The sequence below is a fragment of the Peribacillus alkalitolerans genome (assembly GCF_010882125.1).
Classification (GTDB): Bacteria; Bacillota; Bacilli; order Bacillales; family DSM-1321; genus Bacillus_BN; species Bacillus_BN alkalitolerans.
Genome location: NZ_JAAGVZ010000019.1, coordinates 38,620 through 61,505 on the forward strand (window position 1 = coordinate 38,620; position 22,886 = coordinate 61,505).

Sequence of the window (22,886 nt, forward strand, 5' to 3'; positions counted from 1 at the left end):
CGGCAAAGCCTGTCTTATTTTATGTTTTTATAAGAAATTTCGAAAATAAAAATAGGTTCATAGTCTTATCAAAAAGACCAACTGAATTGATTAGTAAGTTCATAGACCAAATATTATAATCATTTTGAATATTTAGGAAGGAGCATTTTATGGAAATTTTTCTTAATATATGAAACGGGGGAAACTATGAAAATTGCAAATCGCAGATTTATTAAAAAAGCAGTAAAAAATGCAACTGTAATGGCATTATCACTTGGGTTAGTTCTACCATCTATGCAATCAAATATTGTATCAGCCAAACAACAAACAAATGCAGAAAAAATTCTAGCATCCTTAACGGATGAACAACGAGAAGCTCTAAGAACATCCGAGGTAAAGGAGAACTACGGACTTCAAGGGTTTGATGAGAAAGAACTAAAAGAGGACAAAGAGATTTCTGTTATCGTTCAGTTTAAATCGAAACCAGGACAAGTGGCCGTCTTAGATGCTGCTTTGGATGGAAAATCATTAACAAGAGATGGAGCACAAAGTAAAGTCGATCAAGAGCATACTTCGTTCAAAAATGATCTCAAACAGATCTTCCCTGCAACCAGTGTGAAACGGTCGCTCCCTTCCACTGGAAAAGGGTTAAAAATGGTAGAAACGCCTTACCAAATTAAGCGTTCTTTCAAAACTGCCTATAATGGCGTATCCATAACTCTACCTGCAAACCAAGTCGAATCACTTCTTCAGTCGGATGTGGTTCAAACGATTCATAAAGATGCAACATTTACGATCGAACCACCTGCGATTGCAAATTCTAAAGGGAAAACAGGTAAATCAGATAAACCCGATCCAATACCGACAGGAGACCCTGTTTCATTCTTAGGTGTGGACAAGCTTCACAAAGAAGGAATCACTGGTGAGGGGATCAAAGTAGCTGTTATCGATACGGGGGTTGACTACAATCATCCTGATCTCAAAGATGCCTACAAAGGCGGATATGACTTTGTAAGTAATGACAGTGATCCGATGGAAGCTACCTATGAGGATTGGAAAAAATCTGGATCACCACAATTTTCTGCTAATGGTTCTGCTTATTACACGGATCATGGAACGCATGTATCTGGAACCATCGCTTCACAAGCAAAAAATAACAGTGAGGTTTCCGTCAAAGGGATTGCTCCAGATGCGGATCTATATGTATACAGAGTACTTGGTCCTTATGGTACTGGGACTTCCGCTAATATTATTGCTGCTATCGATCAAGCTGTCATTTCGGGAATGGATATCATGAATTTATCCCTGGGAGCAAATATCAATGATCCATACTTTCCAGTAAGTACAGCCATTAACTATTCCGTTTTAAGCGGTGTAACTGCAGTGGTAGCAGCTGGAAACGCGGGTTCTGGATTCTATTCCCTAGGTTCTCCTGGTACAGCGGCTATGGCACTTACTGTTGGGGCAAGTGATATTTCGATGCCACTTACGACCATGAAGGGTAACGTAGCCTCTGGGTCATCGATTGAACTACAAACGATGGCGAGAAGCTTTTCTGATGAACTTACCACATTCAAAGGGAAAAGTTTTGAAATGGTTGATGTTGGTTTAGGAGGAGATGCCGACTACACCAACAAAGATGTGACAGGCAAAATCGCGTTGGTTGAACGCGGGACCCATGCACTGGTAGACAAAATTAAGTTTGCAAAAAAACATGGTGCGAGTGCAGTTCTCCTCTATAACAATGTAGAAGGACATATTGGAGCTTATCTTGGTGAGGCACAGGATTATATCCCTACATTCTCTGTGACACAACAAGAAGGACAAGCATTAAAAGCACAAGTGACAGCTGGAAACAACAAATTTACCTTTACTGATGTAACCGTAACCGAAACAGAGGGAGATAAGCTAGCAGATTTCAGCTCTCGTGGTCCGGCATTAAAAACATTTGATATAAAGCCAGAAGTAGTTGCACCGGGTGTGAGTATTCTCTCTACTGAACCCGCGTATATCACCAATCCAGCAACACCTACTGATTACACAGGTGCCTATGCTCGGAAAAATGGTACATCTATGGCAACGCCACATGTAGCAGGTATATCAGCCTTAATGTTACAAGAAAATCCGAATTTGCAACCAGGAGATATTAAAACCCTCTTAATGAATACGGCTGAACTGCTGAATGGAGATTACCTTGTGTTTGAGCAGGGAGCAGGACGTGTCGATCCTTATGAAGCGGTTCATCCCGGAATGAAAGTTCAAGTTCAAGACGAAACCCTCATTCCGTATGGGGAAGAAATGGTTGCTATAGAAGAAACAACGGGTGGAATGAGCTTTGGTGAACTTTATACAGGTACAGACCATTCCATCAATAAAAAAGTTACTTTGCAAAACTTTGAAAAAGAAAACAAAAAGTTTAACGCAAACGTTCATTTTCAATTGATAAAAGGAGGCACAGATCCAAAGGTCAATGGAGTAAAAGTAGCCATTAATCCGGTGATTCAAATAAAGAAAAATGAAACCAAAAATGTAAACGTATCGCTCACTCTACCGAAAACAGCAAAAGAAGGTATCTATACGGGTTATATTATCCTGACAAACCAAAATGATAAAAACGAGCAATATCGTATTCCATTTAGCGTTAAAACAATAGAGGAAGGTTTTCATGGGTTTGCCATCAATAAAGCTTCAACAATGCTAGAATATAGAATTTCGCAAACGGAACCGATGGGAATGGCCTCTGGTAATGCAGCGCCTACACTAGTTTTTAATATGAAAACACCCATGGAAAAAATGGAACTCGTGTGGCAGGATGGGAAAACCGGTCAAGATCTTGGGTATGTTACATCAATGAATCTATCTAATAAGAACACAAATACGCATATTGTCGCCATCGGTGCCCTTCTTGGAAGTTATTATCCATTTACTGGTGATCCTGATCATCCGATTTCTGCTATTGCAGAAAACCTAAAACCAGGATATTACAAGCTAAAAATGATCTCGACTTCTGTGACAGGCAAAACTTTTACCAACTACGTTGATCATTATGTAGATATTGAACAACCAGAAGTTACTACTTCGTTGGATCAGGAATCACCATTTATCGAATACAAGGCGGGACAAGAAACGTATCCATTTTCGATGCAAATCTCTGATCCACAGGTGAAGGAAATGCAAGATGCTGGGATGGAAGTAGATTTATCGGATACTACTTTTCAATATAGTTTAAACAATTCAATTGCAATGTTTGCTGATATGGATAAAGATGGTAAGTTTTCTGAAGACATTGTGATGCATCCAGAAATACCTGCTTTAAGTTTCACAGTAAAAGGAAGAGATGTTGCAGTGAACAGTCCAGTGATGAAACAATATTATTTTGTTAAAGAGGGTACACCAAACGCATATATCACCAGCCCAACCAAAGAAGTAACGATGGGTGATACCGTAAAGGCAACTCTTAAATTAGATAATATTTCATCCCTATCATCTGCTACTTGGACTTTCGCTAATCTAGATAAAAACTTTGAGATTGTCGAAGCCAAACCAAATGCTGAGTTAAGTCAATATGGAGAAGCAAAGGTGACTCTTACCAACTCAGGTACACCAACCGTACAATTGGATATGCCATCAACCACTCCTATCAATGACAAAGTAGCTGCGGTCGATCTTACCTTAAAAGTGAAAGACTTTGTCTTTACTACTTCTGCCAAATTAGATCCGACTGTCTCGGTTACCACGCCAGAAGGAACAGTTAATTTTATCAAAGCAGGATATACTTGGGGTTTATTATCTACCTTCTCTGAAATAGAAGGTCCGCTTAATGCAGAAGGATTTTTGAATCCAGGCACTACTAATAAGTATAAAAATGTGGACTGGCCAAACTCGGGTGCATCCATCAAATTAACACAATCGAATGGCAACGTATTTGATATTACTCCAAATTTAGTTAAGGATGTCAATCGCTTTGCCATCTCCAAGTTACCACTGACCGGCGATTTATGGTCATATGAATTTGCTTTACCAGGTCACTTTATGGTCAAAATTCCGATGATGTCCGGTTTTGATTACGAAGGTACTATCTATGGTCAACAAAAAAAACTTGCAACTAGCTACTTTATTAAAACAGCAGTTGCTGGTGATGTGAATCAAGACCAAGTGATAGATATCAATGATGCACTTGAGATTCAAAAAGCATGGGGAACCAATACTCGTGCAGCAGATATCAATTGGGATGGAACGGTCGATGCAACAGATATCAAGTTTGTCCAAACGAATTATCTCAAAGTGAATCCATATGCAAGCGATGCACCACAACCAGAGAATCAAGTGAATGGAAAAACGCTTGAGGACATTCTAAAGGAGTTAGGAGTAGTTTCGTAAAATGGTTCCAGTCTCAATTAATGTTTCGAAAATGATTAAAGGCCGATAGATACTCTTACAGATATGCCTGCTATTCTTTAATCCTTGGTAACTATTAACAAATAAAGATTTTAAAAAAGCGACTTTTCCAACAGCAAGGGAAAGTCGCTTTTTTTTATTCATCCGATACGCAAGGGTTTTCATGTATGGAGCATAACGGGATCGAACAGATGACCTCTAAGCTGCCAGTGAACTTAAGCGACTTAATTATCTATATATGGCTCGTTATTGCTAAGGTTCATGTATATTAATTTAAGAAAAAATCTTATTTATAATTAAAAGTGAACTTTTTATGGTAATGCACTTGGTTATCAAGTAATTTTATTAACAGCAAATTATCTAGTACTTTTAGTCGAAGGATATTCGCTGTTTTTTATTGAATATAATAATATGTTTTAATTTTAGTAACGAGGCAAGATAGTGTAAGTTGAAATGTAATAAGTAGGATTCAATTATGACTTAATAATTGAGTTTAGGAGGATGCTAAACATGACAATTACACAGATTAATGAATTTCTACATTTGAATGACAAACTTGTGAGTCTACAGCAACAACATGCATTAAAACGCTACATTGAGCGATCGAATGAACGGGAGCAAATTATTCATAAGTTGGAAACTAAAAATCCTCTTGAAGTAGGTACACCTGAGAAAGTCTATTTACGAAAATCGATTATTAATCCTCGTGATGGACTAGCGATAGAACGTCTTATAGGAGAAAATGATCTTTTTCCTATTTCTTATCTTGAAGCAGGTCTTAATGTAGCCAAATCTGTTTGTAGGATTGAGGTACGCGATAGTATTGGTAGAGTACTTGGACATGGTACAGGATTTCTAGTCTCGCCGTCCTTATTACTTACCAATAATCATGTTTTGGAAAATGAAGATATGGCATTATTCAGTAACGCACAATTTAATTATGAGTTAGATCTTAATTTAAGGGAACGTCAGATCAAGAGTTTTCGTTTCACACCTGAACGTTTATTTATCACGGATCAAAATCTTGATTTTACATTAGTTGCTTTAGAGGAAACTACTGCTGACGGGACGAAATTAGGTGATTATGGTTACTTGCCTCTTTTGTCTCAAAGAGGGAAAGCCTTAGTTGGTGAATATGTATCGGTTATTCAACATCCATCGGGTGCACCTAAAGCTGTAGCCATTAGAGAAAACAAAATCATGGATATATTTGATGACTTTATTCACTACTCAACTGATACTATGCCAGGTTCATCTGGGTCACCTGTGTTTAATGACGAATGGATCGTCATTGCTCTTCATCATGCAGGAGTTCCAGATCCAAATAACAATGGACAATATATATCCAATGAAGGTATTCGAATAAGTAGTATATTACAATTTGTAATGGGTAAAAGTTCAAGCTTAAGCGATGATAAGAAAATGTTAATTGAGGATTTGTTGAAGGATTGGAAAACTATGGAACATAAACCTGAGGGGATGTTAGTTGATGAGTTAAGCAATGAATGGTATGAAGATTCCACTGGTTATGATGCTAGATTTCTTGGAAACAATCATGAAGTCCATCATCCGGAATTTCGATTAGATCTTGAACAGGACATAGCCCCTCTAAAGAATGGTGAAAAGATATTAAATTATACACACTTTTCAATTGTTATGAGTAAATCTCGTCGTTTAGCATATTATACTGCGGTAAATATTGATGGAAAACAGCTGGCTAATATCGGACGTGAAGACAAATGGTATTTTGATCCACGTATTGAAAAGAAATATCAATGTGGTCCAGAGATATATGCAGACAATGATTTTGATAGAGGGCACCTTGTACGCAGAAGAGACCCTGTATGGGGGGACATGGCCAAAGAGGCAAATGAGGATACATTCCATTTTACTAATTGTTCTCCTCAACATAAAAATTTAAATCAAAAAACTTGGTTGGATCTAGAGGATTATATATTAAATAATGCCCAGAACCATAAGCTTAAAGCAACAGTGTTTACTGGACCAGTGTTTCGAAGTAACGACAATCTATATTGTGAAGTTCAAATACCGGCAGAATTCTGGAAAGTAGCTGTGATTGTTAAAGAAGATGGGAACCTATCTGCAACTGCCTACTTGCAATCTCAAAAAAATCTTATAGAAGATTTGGAATTTACTTATGGTAAATATAAAACATATCAAGTACCAGTTTCAAAAATTGAAGCATTAACAGGACTTGATTTTGGAAATTTACGAAATCACGATCCAATTGAACGATTAGAATCCACAAAAGGTTATATAATTGAGACTCTTGAAGATATAAAACTCTAAATATATTAAATGAAAGTTAACTTCTTTTAAGATTATTAATGAGATAAATATGGCTAAAATCTTTTCATCGAAAAAAAGGTTGATTTAAGAGGTTGTTCATACCGACTTCTTAGAATCAGCCTTTTTCTATCGTATACTTGCACGACTTGAAAAAGAAGCATATATTGTTCGTAAGCAAGATTGGAAGACAAAAACAATCAGCTTAACTGAGAAGGGAGAAGCGATTTTAGAAGAAGCGATGACGTCTCAACTCGCCCTGTTAATTTATGTATCTGAACCGAATAAAAAAGCATTAACCACTTTTTTTATTAAAGGAATGGAAAGTCAAATTTAAAAAAAGCCGGAATTGGTAAATGGCAAAACCCATCAACCAATTACCGGCTGTATTCATTTTAGAGTACTAATTTCACCAAAAGGGTAGGTGAAAGATGATTCTATTGTCTTTATTCAATCAATGATTTACCTAGGTTTTACGTTGCTATACAGTTTACCAGCAGCTGTTTTACGAGATTCATTTCCGTAATCGTCTCTCATAACCACTTCGATTACAGCACCGTTAATCTTGTCTTTTGGAGCCGTCCAGGTACCAACATAGTGACCTTTTCCTTGCTCTGTTAATGGTATTTTAACAGAAGTGACGGCTGCAGTTGCGGTTGCATTGGCTGAAAGGACGCTGAACGAGAAGAAACCACTAATTCCTGGCTCACTGTCTAGTTCGACGATCAATTTATCACCCGTTCTTATCACCACATTTTGAGCTGGTTTTAAGTTTTCGATTGCAGGTGGATTAAACTTGGCGAAAACAGTGACTTCCTGGCTAGTTTCGTTTCCTGCACGGTCTTTTGCGGCAACTGTAAATTTATTTTCTCCATTATTGAGCAGGACATCTAGGGAGTAGGAGCCATCTTCTGTGACAGTTGCTTTTTGACCATTAATTGTAACTTCGGATAGATGTAGGTCGGTCACTTTTCCTTCGATTGTAACTGCTTGTTGATTCGTCTTAAAACCATCAGCAGGTTTGGTAATGGTTAGTTCTGGTTTTTCTTGGTCAAGGGTGATCTTCACTGGATCGGACGGTTTCGTACTACCTCGATCAGATGAAGAGGTAGCTGTCAGTACGTTTTCACCATTTTGCAGGTTAACATCTACAAAGAAAGTGCCATCTTCTCTAGCTGTTGTGGCAGCCACTTCTTCGCCTTTATTGAAAAGATGAACTTGGGTAGCAGGTGAAGCTTGCCCTTCTACTGTGATAGTAGATTGATTGGTGATGGCTTCATCTTTAGGTGTTGTAATCACTGGAGCCGTTGCTTCATATTTTACCTGTGCCCGAATCATAATGTTCTCGTAAGGGGCTGGTCCAAACTCTCCATTATACATTATCCAACTGTGTCTCGCAGGTGTACTACTTGTATCAGATGAAATTGCTGGTGTATTCGGGCGTACGTTTTTTTGGATATAGACCATATAGAATCTGTCTTTTACCACGATTCCTTTGTCTGACAGATCGACAACCGTCCATTCCCCATTTTGCACAGCAGTTGCATCAAATGGACCCGCCACTATTTTACCAGGAGAACCATTCACTCCAGGTCCACTATTATCATAAATGGCAACCTGAAATTCTGTTCCGCCTGGTTTTATACCTGTGGTAGATGGATCCGCGAAACGGAAGAGGCCGGCAGTGACTAAAGCGCTAGTTTTGCCTTCAGGTAGAAACATTTTTACAGCATAACCACTATTAATAGTATCCCATGTGCGATAGTTTTCTGCTGTCCCATCATCATAGCTTATCTCACTAGGATAGCCGACAAATGGTTGTAACGAGACATTTTGTTCGATATTTCCGTTTGCAGGGACAGTAATCCTGATATCTTGGTTCAGATAGAAAGGCGCGGACACATGCAAGGTATAGTCCCCTTCATAGGCAGTGATAGAGAAGCGTCCGTTTTCATCTGTTTGTACAGGTTGAACAATCGCGTCTTCGATCAGAGAGAGTGTTGCGTTAGCTATCGGCTGACCTGTTTGCTTGTTCGTGATCGTTCCGTTAATCGTTCCTTGCGGAAGTGGTTTTAAGGTAAAATTGGCTTCTACGGTACCATCTTTAGGAATCTTCACTCGTTGATCTGCAGAGGAATATCCATATGCTTCAGCACGTAAGGTGAACTCACCAGCAGGATAAGTCATACTATAGCTGCCATCCTCTGGGCTGGTGGCCACAGAACGTCCAGTTTCAAGGAAGCTCACTGTAGCTCCAAGTGGCAGGGACATAGGTTTGTCTGCTGTTGGCGTTACCGTTACCGTGGCGGTTGGTGCCATCACGTCTTGGATTTCTGTTGGTTTGATTGCTTCCGAGTTTTCCAATTGCACATCTTCTAGATCTATATTTGCTGTGGTAAGTGCTGTATTACTTAAAGCGACATCATCGATATACCACCCTGTTGTCGTGAATTTATCGTCTGTGGTGACGTTAAAGGCGATATAGATTTGTTGACCAGCATATGCGGATAGATCGATTTGGTGTTGGGTCCATGTCGAAGAGTTACCAGTAAAGCTGGACAGCTGCTGCCAGTTTTGTTTGTCTGTCGACACAAACACTTTACCAAAGTCTTTGCTTACATTGTCTTCAAGTTGATACCAGTCTTTAAACTGAAGATAGCTGTTACCTTCAGGCAAGATGATTGGAGGCATCATCAAGTTCATATTGGCATTACGATCAACATGACCATTTAGCTTGGTTCCGTACACTTTTTCACCAGAAGCGGCCTTTAATGGCCCAGCGGTAGGTACTCCCCATTCCCAAGAGTTTTGGGTACCATAATAAATCCAACCATTCGGTGCAGATTCAAAATCTTGAAAATATCCGGTGCTGATTCCAGTTTTGACAGGTACGCTGTAATGATCAGATGTAACCACGTGTGCACCATAATCTGTGATGCGCCAACGATAGGTAAGGGTTGAGTTCTGTACTGCTTCAGCCGGAATTACAGCTTGGTACGTTCCGCCTTTATAGTTACCTGTGGTACGGCTTGCCATGACTGTTTGCCAATCGGCAGTTTCGCTTGCACGGTATTGTAGCTCTACACTTGTTACGCTGACATTGTCTTGTGCTTGAACAGTTAGAGGTAATACCATATTCGTATAGGTTTCTTTTGGAGCGGTATGCTCATAAGTTGGATTTTCAGTATCTTGACCTTCATGATCCACTTTTCCTTGAACTCGGCCTATTCCGGTTAAAATGGAGGAGACAGCGTCAAAGGCGTTAACTAGACCATGACCATAACCATTGTTTGGCGAAGTTGGATATCTAGAGTCAGTTAATGGGATTGCCGTTTCAATTAATATTTGTTCAATAACTTCAACGGAAAGAGATTTATTCGCCTGCTTCATCAAAGCAACGACTCCAGCAAGGGCTGGTGAAGCCATCGAAGTTCCGCTCATGGATCCATAGTTGCCACCTGGTGTAGAAGAGCGAATGCCCACACCTGGAGCAGAGATATTTGGCTTCATTACTCCATATGCCGAAGGACCACGTGAGGAGAAATCAGCAATCTGATTTTTACTATCTGTTGCGCCAGTAGCAAACGATTCCGGATAATTGCCTGGTATGCCGACGGTTCCATCAGCAGGACCGGAATTTCCAGCAGAGAATGCAGGGAAAATTTCAGCTGCACGCCAGGTTTGCACCATTTGTCGGTACCAATCATTGATTCCAGGGCCGGCACCCCAAGAGTTGTTCACTACGTCGGGTGCTTTTTCTGGATGCGGATTGCCCTGGGCATCCTTTGGAGCTAGAATCCATTCTCCAGCTGCCAGTAGATCGATATCGGTTGCACCAGACGTGGTAAAGGCTTTTACAGCAATCCATTTTGCACCTGGAGCGACACCGATTTGGTTCGTGCCATTTGGCTCAGAACCCACCATTGTACCTACGGTGTGAGTTCCGTGACCATGATCATCATAAGGTGCAGCTTTCCCATCAATAGCGTCAAACCAGCTGTAAGTGTGATCAGGTTGATCTGGATTGGCTGGGTCGTAACCCCGATACTTTGTTTTTAAGGCTGGGTGATTCCACTGGACTCCTGAATCAATACTAGCAACTACAATTCCTGTACCATCAATGCCCATCTTCCAAACTGGTGGTGCCTCGATATTTTTCATATTCCATTCGATTGAATCGAGAGGATCAGCTATTGATTGAGTGGATTTGTTACTGTTTTCACTTGGGATCAACTGTACCTTTCCGCTAGGTAGAATTTCTTCGACTTCAGGGAAGGTAGCAAGTTTTTCCATCACTTGTTTGGTTCCTGTTACCGCCATGCCGTTTACGATATAGAAAGATTCAAACTCTTTAACATTTCCTTTCTTTTTTTCTTGTTCTAGATAAGTTTTGACCGAGTATTGAGTTTCATTGGCTTTAGCTCGGAGAGTGGAGACGATAGCTGAGCGTTTCATCAATTCGGTTTTGGCTGCTGTTTGTTTTTGAGCTTTAGCTTTTTTAGCTGTTTCGATTGCAACTTGCTTTGTATCCACTTGATCTTTAAATTCTAATAAAAATGTAACGGTTTTATTCTTATTAAACTGATCGTCCAGTTTTTTGTCTATCTTTGTTTCCACACTCTTAGATTCTCCATCAGAACTTTCCTGAAGAGAAATACTTTCTTTGGAGTTGGGTTCAGCCAAAGCGAAATTTGGTGAAAAAGTAGAGATCAACAATAATGCACATAAAATAAAAATAAATGTGACGTGGCCTTGTTTTTTCCTTTTTATCAATTTGAATCCTCCTTAAATCTGCTTGCATTAAGATTTGCGTAAGGGAGCAGTATTTTTAATGGTTGTAGATGGCCACCAACTGTTGTAGATGGCCATCAACTTTCTTTATTTTTATAAATCTTTTATAAATTAAATCTATCAATCTATGATTTACTAAGGTTTTACGTTGACATACACTTTACCAGCGGCTGTTTTACGAGATTCGTTTCCATATGCGTCTCTCATTACCACTTCGATTAAAGCACCTTTAATCTTGTCTTTTGGAGCCGTCCAGGTACCAACATAGTGACCGTTTCCTTGCTCTGTTAATGGTATTTCAACAGAAGTGGCGGCTGCTGTTGTTGTTTTAGTTGTTGTGGCTGCGGCTGCATAGGTTGAAGGTAAGCGAACAATGAAGGAGCCGCTAATTCCATGTTCACTATCTAGTTCAACAGTTAACTTATCACCCTTATTTATCACCACATCTTGAGCTGGTTTTAAATTTGTGATCGCAGGTGGATTAAACTTTGCGTAAATAGTGACTCCTTTGCTAGTTTCATTTCCAGCACGGTCCTTTGCAGTGACCGTAAATTTATTTACTCCACTATTGAGTAGCAGGCGTAGGGAGTATGTGCCATCTTCTGTGACATTCGCTTTTTGACCATTTATCGTGACTTCGGATAGACTTAGGTCGGTCGCTTTTCCTTCAATCGTAACTGCCTTCTGATTTATTTTGAAACCATCAGCAGGTTTGGTGATGGTTAGTTCTGGTTTTGCCTGGTCAAGGGTGATCTTTACTGGCTCGGACGGATCCGTACTACCTTGATTAGATGAAGAGATAGCTGTCAGCACGTTTTCACCATTTTGTAGGTTAACATCTACAGAGAAAGTGCCATCTTCTCTAGCTGTTGTGGTAGCCACTTCTTTCCCTTTATTGAAAAGATGAACTTTGGTAGCAGGTGAAGCTTGCCCTTCTACTGTGATAGTAGATTGATTGGTGTTGGCTGCATCTTTTGGTGTTGTAATCACTGGAGTCATCGCTTCATATTGTACCTGTGCCCGAATCATAATGTTTCCATTAGGATAAGTGAGCGGGACCCAAGTACCTGCTAGATTTTCCCAGCTATGACCCGTATTTGTCCTGCTTTTATCAATAGCAAGTCCTGGAATATTCGGCATGACGCCTTCTTGAAGATAGACAAAATAGAAGTCGCCGTTTACTATGAGACTTTCATTTGACAAATCGACAACCGTCCATTGCCCATTCGTTAGTGCAGTCGATTTAAATGGACCCGCTATTTGTTTGCCAGGAGCACCATTTGGTCCACTAGTATCATAGATGGCAAACTTAAATTCTTTTCCACTTCCACCTGGAGTCGGCCATCCTTTATCATAGAAGAAGAATTGACCTGCAGTGACTAAGGCGCTTTTTTTGCCCTCAGGTAGAGAAATTTTTACAGCCGCAGCACGACCTACTGAATTAACATTCCAAGCTACAGCAGCTTCCGCTGTCCCATCATCATAGCCTATCTCACTTGAATAGCCTACAAATGGTTGTAACGCAACATTTTGTTCACTCTGCCCGTTTGCTGGGATAGAGATGGTGATATCTTGGGCGAAAAAGAAAGGCGCGTACACATGTAATGTATAGGTTCCTTCATAGGCAGTGATAGAGAAATGTCCGTTTTCATCTGTTTGTACAGGTTGAATGACCGCGTCTTCGATCAGAGAGAGTGTTGCGTTAGCTAGCGGCTGACCTGTTTGCTTATTTGTGACCGTTCCGTTAACCGTTCCTTTCTGGGCAGGTTTTAAGGTAAAGTTGGCATCTAACGCACCATTTTTAGGAATCTTCACTCGTTGATCGGAAGAGACATATCCATATGACTCTGCACGTAAGGTGAACTCACCAGCAGGATGTCTCATGGTAAAGCTGCCATCAACTGGGTTGGTGATAGCAGAACGTCCTGATTCGAGCACGCTCACTGTAGCCTCAAGTGGCAGGGTCATGGGTTGGACTGCTGCCGGTGTGATCGCGGCGGTAGGTGCCATCACGTTTTGTATTTTTATTGTTTTGATGGTATCCGAGTTTTCCAGTTGTCTTGCATCTTCTAGTTCTGCATTGACTGTAGTAAGTGCTGTATTGCTTAAGGCGACATCATCGATATACCAGCCTGCTCTTTGGCCCAATTCGTCTGTGGTGAGGTTAAAGGCGATATAGATTTGTTGACCAGCATATGCGGTTAGATCGATTTGGCGTTGAGTCCATTCAAGAGAGTTACCAGTGATACTGGACAACTGCTCCCAGTTTTGTTTGTCTGTTGACACAAGCACATAACCATTATCGTAACCGCTTTCAATTTGATACCAGTCTTTAAACTGCAGATAAGTATTACCTTCAGGCACGATGATTCGAGGCATCATCAAACTCATATTGGCTTTAGGGTCATATTGACCACTTAACTTGGTTCCGTACACTTTTTCACCGGAAGCGGCCGTTGCTGGTCCTTTGTCGTAGGCAGGTACTCCCCATTCCCAATTGTTTTTCGTACCATAAGAAGTCCAGCCGTTCGGTATAGATTCAAAATCTTGATAATAACCAGTGCTAATACCCTCTTTGACTGGTACTTTGTAATCGTCAGAAGTAACCGCATTTTGTCCATAGTCCGTGATGTGCCAACGATAGGTAAGGGTTGGAACCTGTATGGCATCAGCCGGAATCACGGCTTGGTACGTTCCGCTCTTATAGTTACCTGCGGTACGAGTTGCTTCTGCTGTTTGCCATTCGGCAGTTTCGCTTGCACGGTATTGTAGCTCTACTCTTCTAACACTGACATTGTCTTGTACTTGAACAGTAAGAGGTAATGTCATATTTGCAAAGTTTTCAGTTGGAGCGGTATGCTGATAAGTTGGATTCTCAGTATCCTGACCTTCATGACCCACTTGTCCCTGAACGCTGCCAAGTCCGCTGGTTATGGATGATACAGCCATATAGGCGTTTACTAGTCCATGACCATACCCATTGTTTGGTGAAGTTGGATAGGTGGAATCAGTTAATGGTGTTGCTGAATCTTTTAAAATTTTTTCAATTTCATCAACAGTAAGAGATGGATTCGCCTGCTTCATCAAGGCAACGACTCCAGAAACGTGTGGAGCACCAAACATAGTCATCCTTACTTCCGAATAGCTTCCACCTGGACTGGAAGTGCGAATTTTCTCACCTGGAGCGGAAATGTCTGGCTTCATTACCCCATATGACGAAGGACCGCGTCCGGAGTTAAACTCACGCAGATTATTACGATCTGTAACCCCAACAGCAAACGATTCCGGATAGTTGGCTGGGTTCCAGATTAACCCCTCTTTATAGCTTGAATTTCCAGCAGCGAACACAGGGAAAATCTCAGCTGCACGCCAGTTTTGCACCATTGGACGGAACCATTCATCGACTCCTTCTTGAACTTTACCCCATGAGTTGTTCACTACATCAGGTGCTTTTTCTGGATGTGGGTTGCCCTCAGCATCTTTTGGAGCTAGAATCCATTCTCCGGCTTCCAGTAGATCGACTTGGGTTCCGGTACCACCATAGTTTGTAAAGGCTCTCACAGAGATCCATTTTGCACCTGGAGCAACCCCAATTTGATTTGAACCATTAGGTTCAGAACCTACCATGATTCCTGTGACTCCGGTACCTTGTTTAGTTCTATCAACTGGAGTCGAACTCCCATCAATAGCATCAAACCAGTTGAAGGTATGGTCAGGTTGATCTGGATTGGCTGGGTTGTAACCCCGATACTTTTCTTTTAAAGCAGGGTGATCCCACTGGACTCCTGTATCGATACTAGCGACTACAGTTCCTGTACCATCAAAGCCCATCTTCCAGACATTTGGTGCGTCAATTCTTGCAAGATTCCATCCGACTGAAGTGGTGTCTGTCTGAGTGTCCGCTTGGGTATCAGTTTGAGTTTCTGCTCCAGTGACTGCTTGAGTGTTCGTTTGAGTTTCTGCTTGAGCATCAGCTGTTGATGGAGTGGATGTATTACTGCTTTCATTCGGGATCATCTGTACCGTTTCGTTAGGCAGAATTTTTTCGACTTCAGGGAAGGTTGCAAGTTTATCCATCACTTGTTTAGTTCCTGTTACCGCCATACCGTTGACGATATAGAAGGATTGGAATTCTTTGACATTTCCTTTATTTTTCTCTTGATTCAAATAGGTCTTGATTGAGTATTGAGTTTCATTGGCCTTAGCTCGAAGAGTGGAGACGACAGCCGAACGTTTCATTAATTCGGTTTTGGCAGCAGTTTGTTTTTGAGCTTTAGCTTTTTTAGATGTTTCAATGGCAACTTTGTTTGTATCCACTTGATCTTTTAATTTTAATAAAAATGTAACGGTTTTTTCCTTATTAAACTGATCGTTCAGTTCTTTATCTACCTTTGTATTCACATTTTTAGATGCTGCATCAGAACTTTCATCAAGAGTAATACTTGCTTTGGAGTTGGAATTAGCCAAAGCGAATTGAGGTAAAAAAGTAGAGAGCAACAATAATGCACATAAAATAAAACTAAATGAGACGTGGCCATAGCCATGTCTTTTCCTTTTTATCAATTTGATTCCCCCTGACATTTGATGACATTAAGACTGGCGTTAATATTTGGAACTCTAAACTCGAATTTTTATTGATTATTAACATTAATTGTTGTTCGTGCTGTCGTAACTTTAAATCCGAACTCACCAACACCATAAAGTGCTATGGTATAAATTCCATTTGGCTGCCCTTGTTTTGGAGATTCATTTACCTGCTTCAACCATCCACGTATTCCTTTTCATCTGGAGCTTATGTAAACCTATGGTTTTTTTAGAATTCTCCTCAATAATTCCCATATGCTCAGTGGATGCATTTCCATAAAGGCTTCTCTGCGTAAAGCAATTGTTTTCTTAGATCTTTTTTTCATCCCATGAAACCCCTATAGTTTTTTTCTTAACTTGATAATCCCCCCCTGGTTGAGCATTTTACTAGATTAATTAATCCTTAAAAAAGTAATTTATAAATATCTAAGAAGTGGGATTTTGCCCAAATCTTAGATACAAATAAATAATAATTGAAATAATAAAACTTATGTATTGGGGGAAAATAGGCCTTTTATTACCGACAATTTTTTCGAAAATAATACAAATAATTACAAAAATAGACATTTTATTATTAAATAGTAAAAAATCAAACAAAAAATAAGGCTATTAAGATTACATAGGAATATATACCTGTCAGCTTGTTGACAAAGAGGTGTTTTTCTCAACGAAGTTTACATTAAGAAATAAAATACCAAAGGAAACATTAACTTTTCTTGTTTAATTAAGGCTGTTTTCGTAAAGTTTGTTGCTTTTTTGTGCAATTAAATATTACATGTCTGAGTTGATTGTAGCGGAGGGCACTTGACTCCTGCGGGAAATAGAGGGAAGTGGGAGACCCCACAGGCGGAATGCCGAGGAGGCTCCCACCCTCCCCGCGGAAAGCAAGTGCCTGGAGCGGAAATCAACGGGCAAACTTTAGAGTCTAAAACAACAATATATACGAAAAGAGCCTTAATTAAAGATCGCCATGCACTTATCCTAGCTTTGCCAGGTGCATGGCGATCTTTTTCATATTCTGGCAAGCTGCGGTGAGATGCACCTGGTGCAAAATAAAGGCCGTCGACAGTTTCTCGACAGCCTGGCAGGAATATATTCCTGTATGGTTGGAATAATATGGATATTAACAAGGAGTTAAGTATTATTTTGGAATATTCCATATATATTAATCAGATTAAATTTTTGCAGTTAAGTAGTAATCTGATACTGGAATTAAATAAAAGAGGTTGTGAAAATATACAAAAAATAAGCTAACCAAATCCCTGAAAATTGGGGGAAAGTTGTTTCATAGATAAATAATTTCGATAAATCATCCAAAATTCTTTTTATATATGCTTTTTCTAAAATGGTTCTCGCATGTACAGCTTGATGCCCTTGTTTTTGGTGAAAAGCAAATCCATCAAGAAGCCATATCGCTTACCTCCAAATAAAGATTTTCTTAACAAAGAATTAAAAGTTAATTAAAGTTCAGAGTACAACATAAAAAGGCATGAGTCCGGTTCAATTCCGAACTCATGCCGAGGAAGCGGCATAATATCCCGCGTCTAACTTTTTGGGTTGAGATCATGATTGTAGCTCTTCTAGGAGGAAGTATTAATTGCTTGTAATAAAGATCTTCTATTTATTTCTTGTTCAATTAATCGAATAAAGTCATCACTCAGCAATAGCTCTTTTGCTTTGAAATAAGATTCAATTAATAATTCATCAGATAAGAGTCTCATAATTTCCTGCCCTAAATTGGGCCAAGCCCCTCCTAAAAAATGATACTATAAGATAATATCATTCTAGTATAGCAACTTGCCTACTTTGTTACTATTCAACAAAATCTTAATAGCGTGAACTAGTACCTATTCTTGTTGCACCTGCATCTACCATTGCTTGTATATCCTCAATGTCACGAACCCCGCCAGAACCCTTAACTCCAATCGTTGGTCCAACCGCTCCAAATTGTCTACTAAATTTATAAAGGTATTTTAGTATAACTTTATAATCTTGAATTTCAAAAGTAAGGGGATAAATCTACTTACGTCACAGGTGTCGACTTTGTCGACAGCCTGAAACAAGAATACATAAAAGCATTCTTGTTTTTTTATTGGTTAAGTATCGAATAATAATTTGGCCATTTCTAATGCCTTTTCTTGGAAGTTCATTCTAGAATAATAATTAAATAGTTCTTTTTTAGAGCGTTGAATAAAAAAAGCAACCCCACATTTAACAAAAGTAGGTAAAGCTTTATTAGCTAAGTATTGATGATATTCTTTTTCTTTAGATTTCAATAAATAAAGGATTAATTTAAATAGATGAATATATAATAATTGATTGATCCTAATAGCAATAATCAATCCATCCTCAGCAAGTCTTATTAAATTATCACTGTCAATAAGCTCACCATCAAACGAAGAACGAATAAAACCTTCTAAAGAAAGTAAGTAGGCAGGAGATTCTTGAATTTTAAGAGACATTGATTCTTTATAACATAAAATTGCTTGATCATAATTTTTTCTTCGATAATATTCAAAAGCTAAATTATGTAATACTTTTGCTTTTCGTTCAGGGGCATGACATAAATCACAACTTTTAATTAAATTCTTAAACCTGTTTATTATTTCATCACTATCATTATCTTTAACTTGAATAATCATAAGCATTTCTGCATCAATTACTCTTAGATAGTTGTTTAAAGCTTTAAAAAATTGACGAGATTTTTCGGAAAAATAATATGCTAAAACTGGTGATTGTAATGTATGATAAGCTATCGCCATGTGATAGTAATATTCTTGATTATTGTAAATTTCATTTTGTATTCTTTTTAGTGTTTGAATTGCATTGATGTAATCCTGTTTTGCTAAATAATAGATTCCCAAAACATGTTTTAAAAGATTGGATTCATAATCTGTTAATTCATGTTCTATTTTTCTTATTTTCTTAATGATCTTAAATGCTTTACAGGTATTTTTATGAATTAGAAAATATCTGGACCTAAGTAACTGATACAAATGAGTGTAGTCTGAAATATTAACTAATTCTTCGCACTCGAGTTCACTATTGATTTGTTCTACCTCTTCTTCTAATTGCATGATTATGGAATCATGCCATTGTGATAAGCGATGTTTAATATTTATAAATTTTTTGATTTCTAAATCCATATTAATTCCAAGTCTATCGGATAATAAAGTTATGATTTCATTATTATATGTTGTTTGGTTGCATTCAATTTTACTAATATGTGTTGTGGAACATATATCCCTTCCTAATTGTTCTTGAGTTAGTTTGTATTTTTCACGATAAAACTTGATGATTTTCCCCTCATACATAACCACTTCCCCTTTGCATTTAGTTAATGGAACTCAGATCTTGTTATGTTTAAATCTTTCTCATTACACCCTCTCCTAATCGATAATTTTAACGAATCAAAAATAAAATTAGTAAATTGCAATTCTATCCTTATCATCACATGTTCTTGTTTTTCTGGAAATTAAACAAAAGGAGTGAATTTTATATACTATTAGTTCTACATCAACATAAAACAAAAGATCTATTCTAGCCCTTTTTATCTGAGTAAATGCTTACATGTCTTTCATTAATGTAAGTTTGATCTAAGGAGCTTGTTTCAAAAGATCAAGATCGATTTGTAGTCGGAGACGAATCTCGTTGGGATAGAATAACCCAGCTTATCCCATCGCTATCCAAGAGTTAAAAGAAGAAAAACAGCCTGGAGGCACCCAATTAAGGCAAATGAAATATCTCAACAATATCGTAGAGCAGGATCATCGCTTCATTAAAAAACGAATTCGCTCGATGCTTGGATAAAAATACTTACGGACTTTTAAACGAATTATTCGGTGATAGAGGCTATGCACATGATCAAAAAAGGACAGACTCTCCAAAGGGAGAAGTCTGTCCAAAATCAATTTTTTTAGAAACTAACTTTTAACACTTTATTGAACTAAAGGTGCACATTTTGTGCACTATAATAATAAGTTTAGAAAAATAATATAATTAGTAAAAAGAAAAACCCTTGCTACACAAGGGTTTTTCGGTATGGAGCATAACGGGATCGAACCGATGACCTCTACGCTGCCAGCGTAGCGCTCTCCCAGCTGAGCTAATGCCCCGATTTAGATTACAAGTTAAATTTTATCTAAATATTTAAACTTGTCAATCCTTTTTTATGAATAACTATAGAGTTTCGATTTCTACTGAGCGAATGCCTCGTATCTTGGAAACAGCATAATAGACATCTGTTGTCTTTCGATGTTGATCGACTGTAATTTTTACTTGTACAAAATGAGAACCTTCTAAATCCTTGATGCGAATATTTTTAATTGAGATATTTTCATCTTTAATCTTACCAATTACTTCGGCAATATGTTCTTTTTGTGAAATCATCAGTTGGAGTAATATTTCTTTTTCTCTTAATTGTCGTGGGCCGATTAAACCGATGATCATAGGTATCAATTCGACACTTATCATAAGAAACACGACTCCAGCAAAGGCTTCCACATAAAAACCTGCCCCCACCGCAATTCCAATACCTGCAGCTCCCCATATCATAGCAGCAGTGGTTAAGCCAGATATGCTATCATTTCCTCTACGTAATATTACTCCGGCCCCTAAGAAACCAATACCTGACACGATCTGTGCTGCAAGACGAAGAGGATCCATCGTAATATTTACATTGTCATCACTACCTGGAAAAATATAAGCAGACTCAATTGAAACAATCGTCAATAAACAACTGACAATAGAAATGACCAAGCTAGTTTTTAATCCTACGGGCTTTCTCTTAATTTCTCGTTCAAGTCCAATTACTAACCCAAGGACGGTAGAGATTCCTAATTTCATCAATATATGTAGATCTAAATTAATATCCATTATCCAATTCAAACAGAACACCGCCTTAAAATTAATAACATTTCACATATATTTTTAACTAACAGTGATAACTTTATCGTAGGATTATTGTAATTTGAAGCTAATATAAAAACAATCCAAAACAAATATAGCATTTATATTTAACTCCTTGTAATATTACATAATGACTGTTAAGGAGGTTGCACGTGTTGAATGAACCTAAGTTAAATCCTTATATAGCTTTAGCAATCGGTGTAATTTCTGTTTCAACTTCTGCAATTATGGTTAAATTTTCGTCTGCACCATCAGGAATCATTGCATTTTACCGTATCTTATTTTCTGTTTTATTAATGCTACCTGTGTTTGTTTTTAAGTATAAGCATGAACTAAAATCAATTGGTAAAAAAGATTGGATTCTTACAGCGATTTCTGGAGTTTTTTTAGCTCTTCACTTTATTCTATGGTTTGAATCATTAAATTACACATCCGTAGCTAGTTCTACTGTTCTTGTAACACTTCAACCCTTATTTGCTTTTGTAGGAGTGTATTTATTTTTTAAGGAAAAAATTACAGGGAAGGCAATCTTAAGTGGGCTACTCGCTATAGCAGGGAGTGTAATTATTAGTTGGGGAGACTTTAAGCTTAGCGGAATGGCTTTGTGGGGAGATATTTTAGCTCTTATTGCTTGTGCACTAGTTACTGCATATTTACTTTTTGGACAAAATGTAAGAAAAAGGCTTTCCTTAGTTACCTATACATTTTTAGTGTATGGAATAAGCGCATTTTCTCTATTTGTTTATGTATTAATAATGAAAGAACCTCTTGGACCGTATCCAGCAGGTGACTGGGTATGTTTTATTTTACTTGCAATTTTCCCAACACTTTTAGGACATACATTATTTAATTGGTCATTAAAGTGGCTAAGTACAACAACTATTTCAATGGCGATCCTATTTGAACCAGTAGGAGCTGCGATCTTAGCATATTATTTATTAGATGAAAATTTAATTTGGACACAAATTGTCGGTGGAATTATTGTAATGATAGGAATCAGTATCTTTCTTTTGGATGAAAGAAAAGCCAAGCAAATAGCCAAACAACAAAATAACATCATTAAGAACTCTGCTTGAGTCAGAACAATCGAAAGATACTTTAACTCAAATTAGGTTCTGAACGTAAATATGTAATAAGAAGAACCTGGAGGGAGAGCTCCAGGTTTTATTTTATTTAATTGACTTACCCTGGGATTTTTGAATGCGATATATCCACTCTTAAGTTCGTTTATCCTTCACTAATGTTGTAATACCATTCACATTTGAGGATTTTACCCTTCACTTTTTAAAATTTATCCTTCACTTTCTTAGAAATTTTTAAAAATATCATTCACATGACAATCGATATCCATGTTCAACTCCATTTATCCATCACTTTTTCCTTTATCACTTCTCCAATACGGAAACAATTGATGTCCAAATTCATTTTAATACCACCTTGCATAGATTGTTAAATTTATATTCAAACATGAATTTAACATCCTCTCATTGTCCCTTGGTCCATTCCAACAGAAGAAATAGAAAAATTGAATTGATAAAATCTGAAAGAGAACATATTTTGCTCAACTCTCTTTTAAAAAAAGTTCACAATAGAGGTTGCAAATCAATTTATATCATGATATATTAATTCATGTCGCTAAGACAGGTAACAACAACTTCGAAATAGAATAATAATTATCTTAAAAAAGTATTTGACTTCTATAATGAAGGGTGTTATATTAATAAAGTCGCTTACGAGCGAAACGAGAAAAATTGCTCTTTGAAAACTAAACAAAACAATACGTCAACGTTTAAATTTAAGTCTTTTTAATAAGACATTTCATGAGCAAGTCAAACACTTTTTGGAGAGTTTGATCCTGGCTCAGGACGAACGCTGGCGGCGTGCCTAATACATGCAAGTCGAGCGGACATCTTAAAAGC

At 38.1% G+C, this 22,886-nt stretch carries 9 protein-coding genes, 1 tRNA gene, 1 rRNA gene and 3 pseudogenes; 6 read left to right on the forward strand and 8 right to left on the reverse strand.

All coding sequences use genetic code 11. The features are described 5' to 3' along the window. Positions 1 to 186 precede the first annotated feature (186 nt). From G3O09_RS22810 to G3O09_RS17905, 3 genes and pseudogenes are all read left to right on the forward strand, one after another. A complete protein-coding gene (locus G3O09_RS22810) occupies positions 187 to 4,359 on the forward strand; it encodes a S8 family serine peptidase (RefSeq protein ID WP_163102817.1) in 4,173 nt (1,390 codons plus the stop codon). Between the two features lie 528 nt (positions 4,360 to 4,887). Next, complete coding sequence (locus tag G3O09_RS17900) at positions 4,888 to 6,687, forward strand: DNA/RNA non-specific endonuclease (RefSeq protein ID WP_163102818.1); 1,800 nt, start codon at positions 4,888 to 4,890, stop codon at positions 6,685 to 6,687. Between the two features lie 130 nt (positions 6,688 to 6,817). Then, positions 6,818 to 6,943, forward strand: a pseudogene (locus tag G3O09_RS17905) (transcriptional regulator); the annotation flags it as partial. A gap of 203 nt (positions 6,944 to 7,146) precedes the next feature. On the opposite strand, the gene G3O09_RS17910 reads toward G3O09_RS17905, so the two are convergent. The 6 genes and pseudogenes from G3O09_RS17910 to G3O09_RS17930 all read right to left on the reverse strand — a co-directional run bounded on the left by G3O09_RS17910 (position 7,147) and on the right by G3O09_RS17930 (position 19,373). Then, positions 7,147 to 11,454: a S8 family serine peptidase gene (locus G3O09_RS17910; protein ID WP_205439680.1), complete on the reverse strand. Its 4,308-nt coding sequence runs from the start codon at positions 11,452 to 11,454 to the stop codon at positions 7,147 to 7,149. A gap of 156 nt (positions 11,455 to 11,610) precedes the next feature. Next, positions 11,611 to 16,056, reverse strand: coding sequence for a S8 family serine peptidase (locus G3O09_RS17915; RefSeq protein ID WP_205439679.1), 4,446 nt, complete (start codon positions 16,054 to 16,056; stop codon positions 11,611 to 11,613). Between the two features lie 50 nt (positions 16,057 to 16,106). Then, a complete protein-coding gene (locus tag G3O09_RS22815) occupies positions 16,107 to 16,238 on the reverse strand; it encodes a hypothetical protein (protein ID WP_275898329.1) in 132 nt (43 codons plus the stop codon). Between the two features lie 1,401 nt (positions 16,239 to 17,639). Further along, positions 17,640 to 17,780 carry a sporulation histidine kinase inhibitor Sda gene (gene sda / locus G3O09_RS17920; RefSeq protein WP_163102820.1) on the reverse strand — a complete coding sequence of 47 codons (141 nt, stop codon included), beginning with the start codon at positions 17,778 to 17,780 and terminating at the stop codon, positions 17,640 to 17,642. 106 nt (positions 17,781 to 17,886) lie between these two features. After that, a pseudogene (locus G3O09_RS22590) lies at positions 17,887 to 17,997 on the reverse strand (deoxyribose-phosphate aldolase); the annotation flags it as partial. A 158-nt stretch (positions 17,998 to 18,155) separates the two neighbouring features. Further along, positions 18,156 to 19,373 carry a helix-turn-helix domain-containing protein gene (locus G3O09_RS17930; protein ID WP_163102821.1) on the reverse strand — a complete coding sequence of 406 codons (1,218 nt, stop codon included), beginning with the start codon at positions 19,371 to 19,373 and terminating at the stop codon, positions 18,156 to 18,158. A gap of 349 nt (positions 19,374 to 19,722) precedes the next feature. On the opposite strand from G3O09_RS17930, the pseudogene G3O09_RS17935 reads away from it, so the two are divergent. Beyond that, a pseudogene (locus G3O09_RS17935) lies at positions 19,723 to 19,979 on the forward strand (DDE-type integrase/transposase/recombinase); the annotation flags it as partial. A 122-nt stretch (positions 19,980 to 20,101) separates the two neighbouring features. Here G3O09_RS17935 and G3O09_RS17940 read toward each other — a convergent pair. Then, positions 20,102 to 20,174 (reverse strand) — tRNA-Ala (locus G3O09_RS17940). A gap of 64 nt (positions 20,175 to 20,238) precedes the next feature. Then, the gene (locus G3O09_RS17945) at positions 20,239 to 20,934 is read right to left on the reverse strand and encodes an MgtC/SapB family protein (RefSeq protein WP_163102826.1); all 696 of its coding nucleotides are present in this window, start codon (positions 20,932 to 20,934) and stop codon (positions 20,239 to 20,241) included. A 188-nt stretch (positions 20,935 to 21,122) separates the two neighbouring features. Here G3O09_RS17945 and G3O09_RS17950 point away from each other — a divergent pair, with 188 nt between their 5' ends. Both G3O09_RS17950 and G3O09_RS17955 read left to right on the forward strand, forming a co-directional pair. After that, positions 21,123 to 22,043, forward strand: coding sequence for a DMT family transporter (locus G3O09_RS17950; RefSeq protein WP_163102822.1), 921 nt, complete (start codon positions 21,123 to 21,125; stop codon positions 22,041 to 22,043). A 761-nt stretch (positions 22,044 to 22,804) separates the two neighbouring features. Next, a 16S ribosomal RNA gene (locus tag G3O09_RS17955) occupies positions 22,805 to 22,886 on the forward strand; the annotation flags it as partial.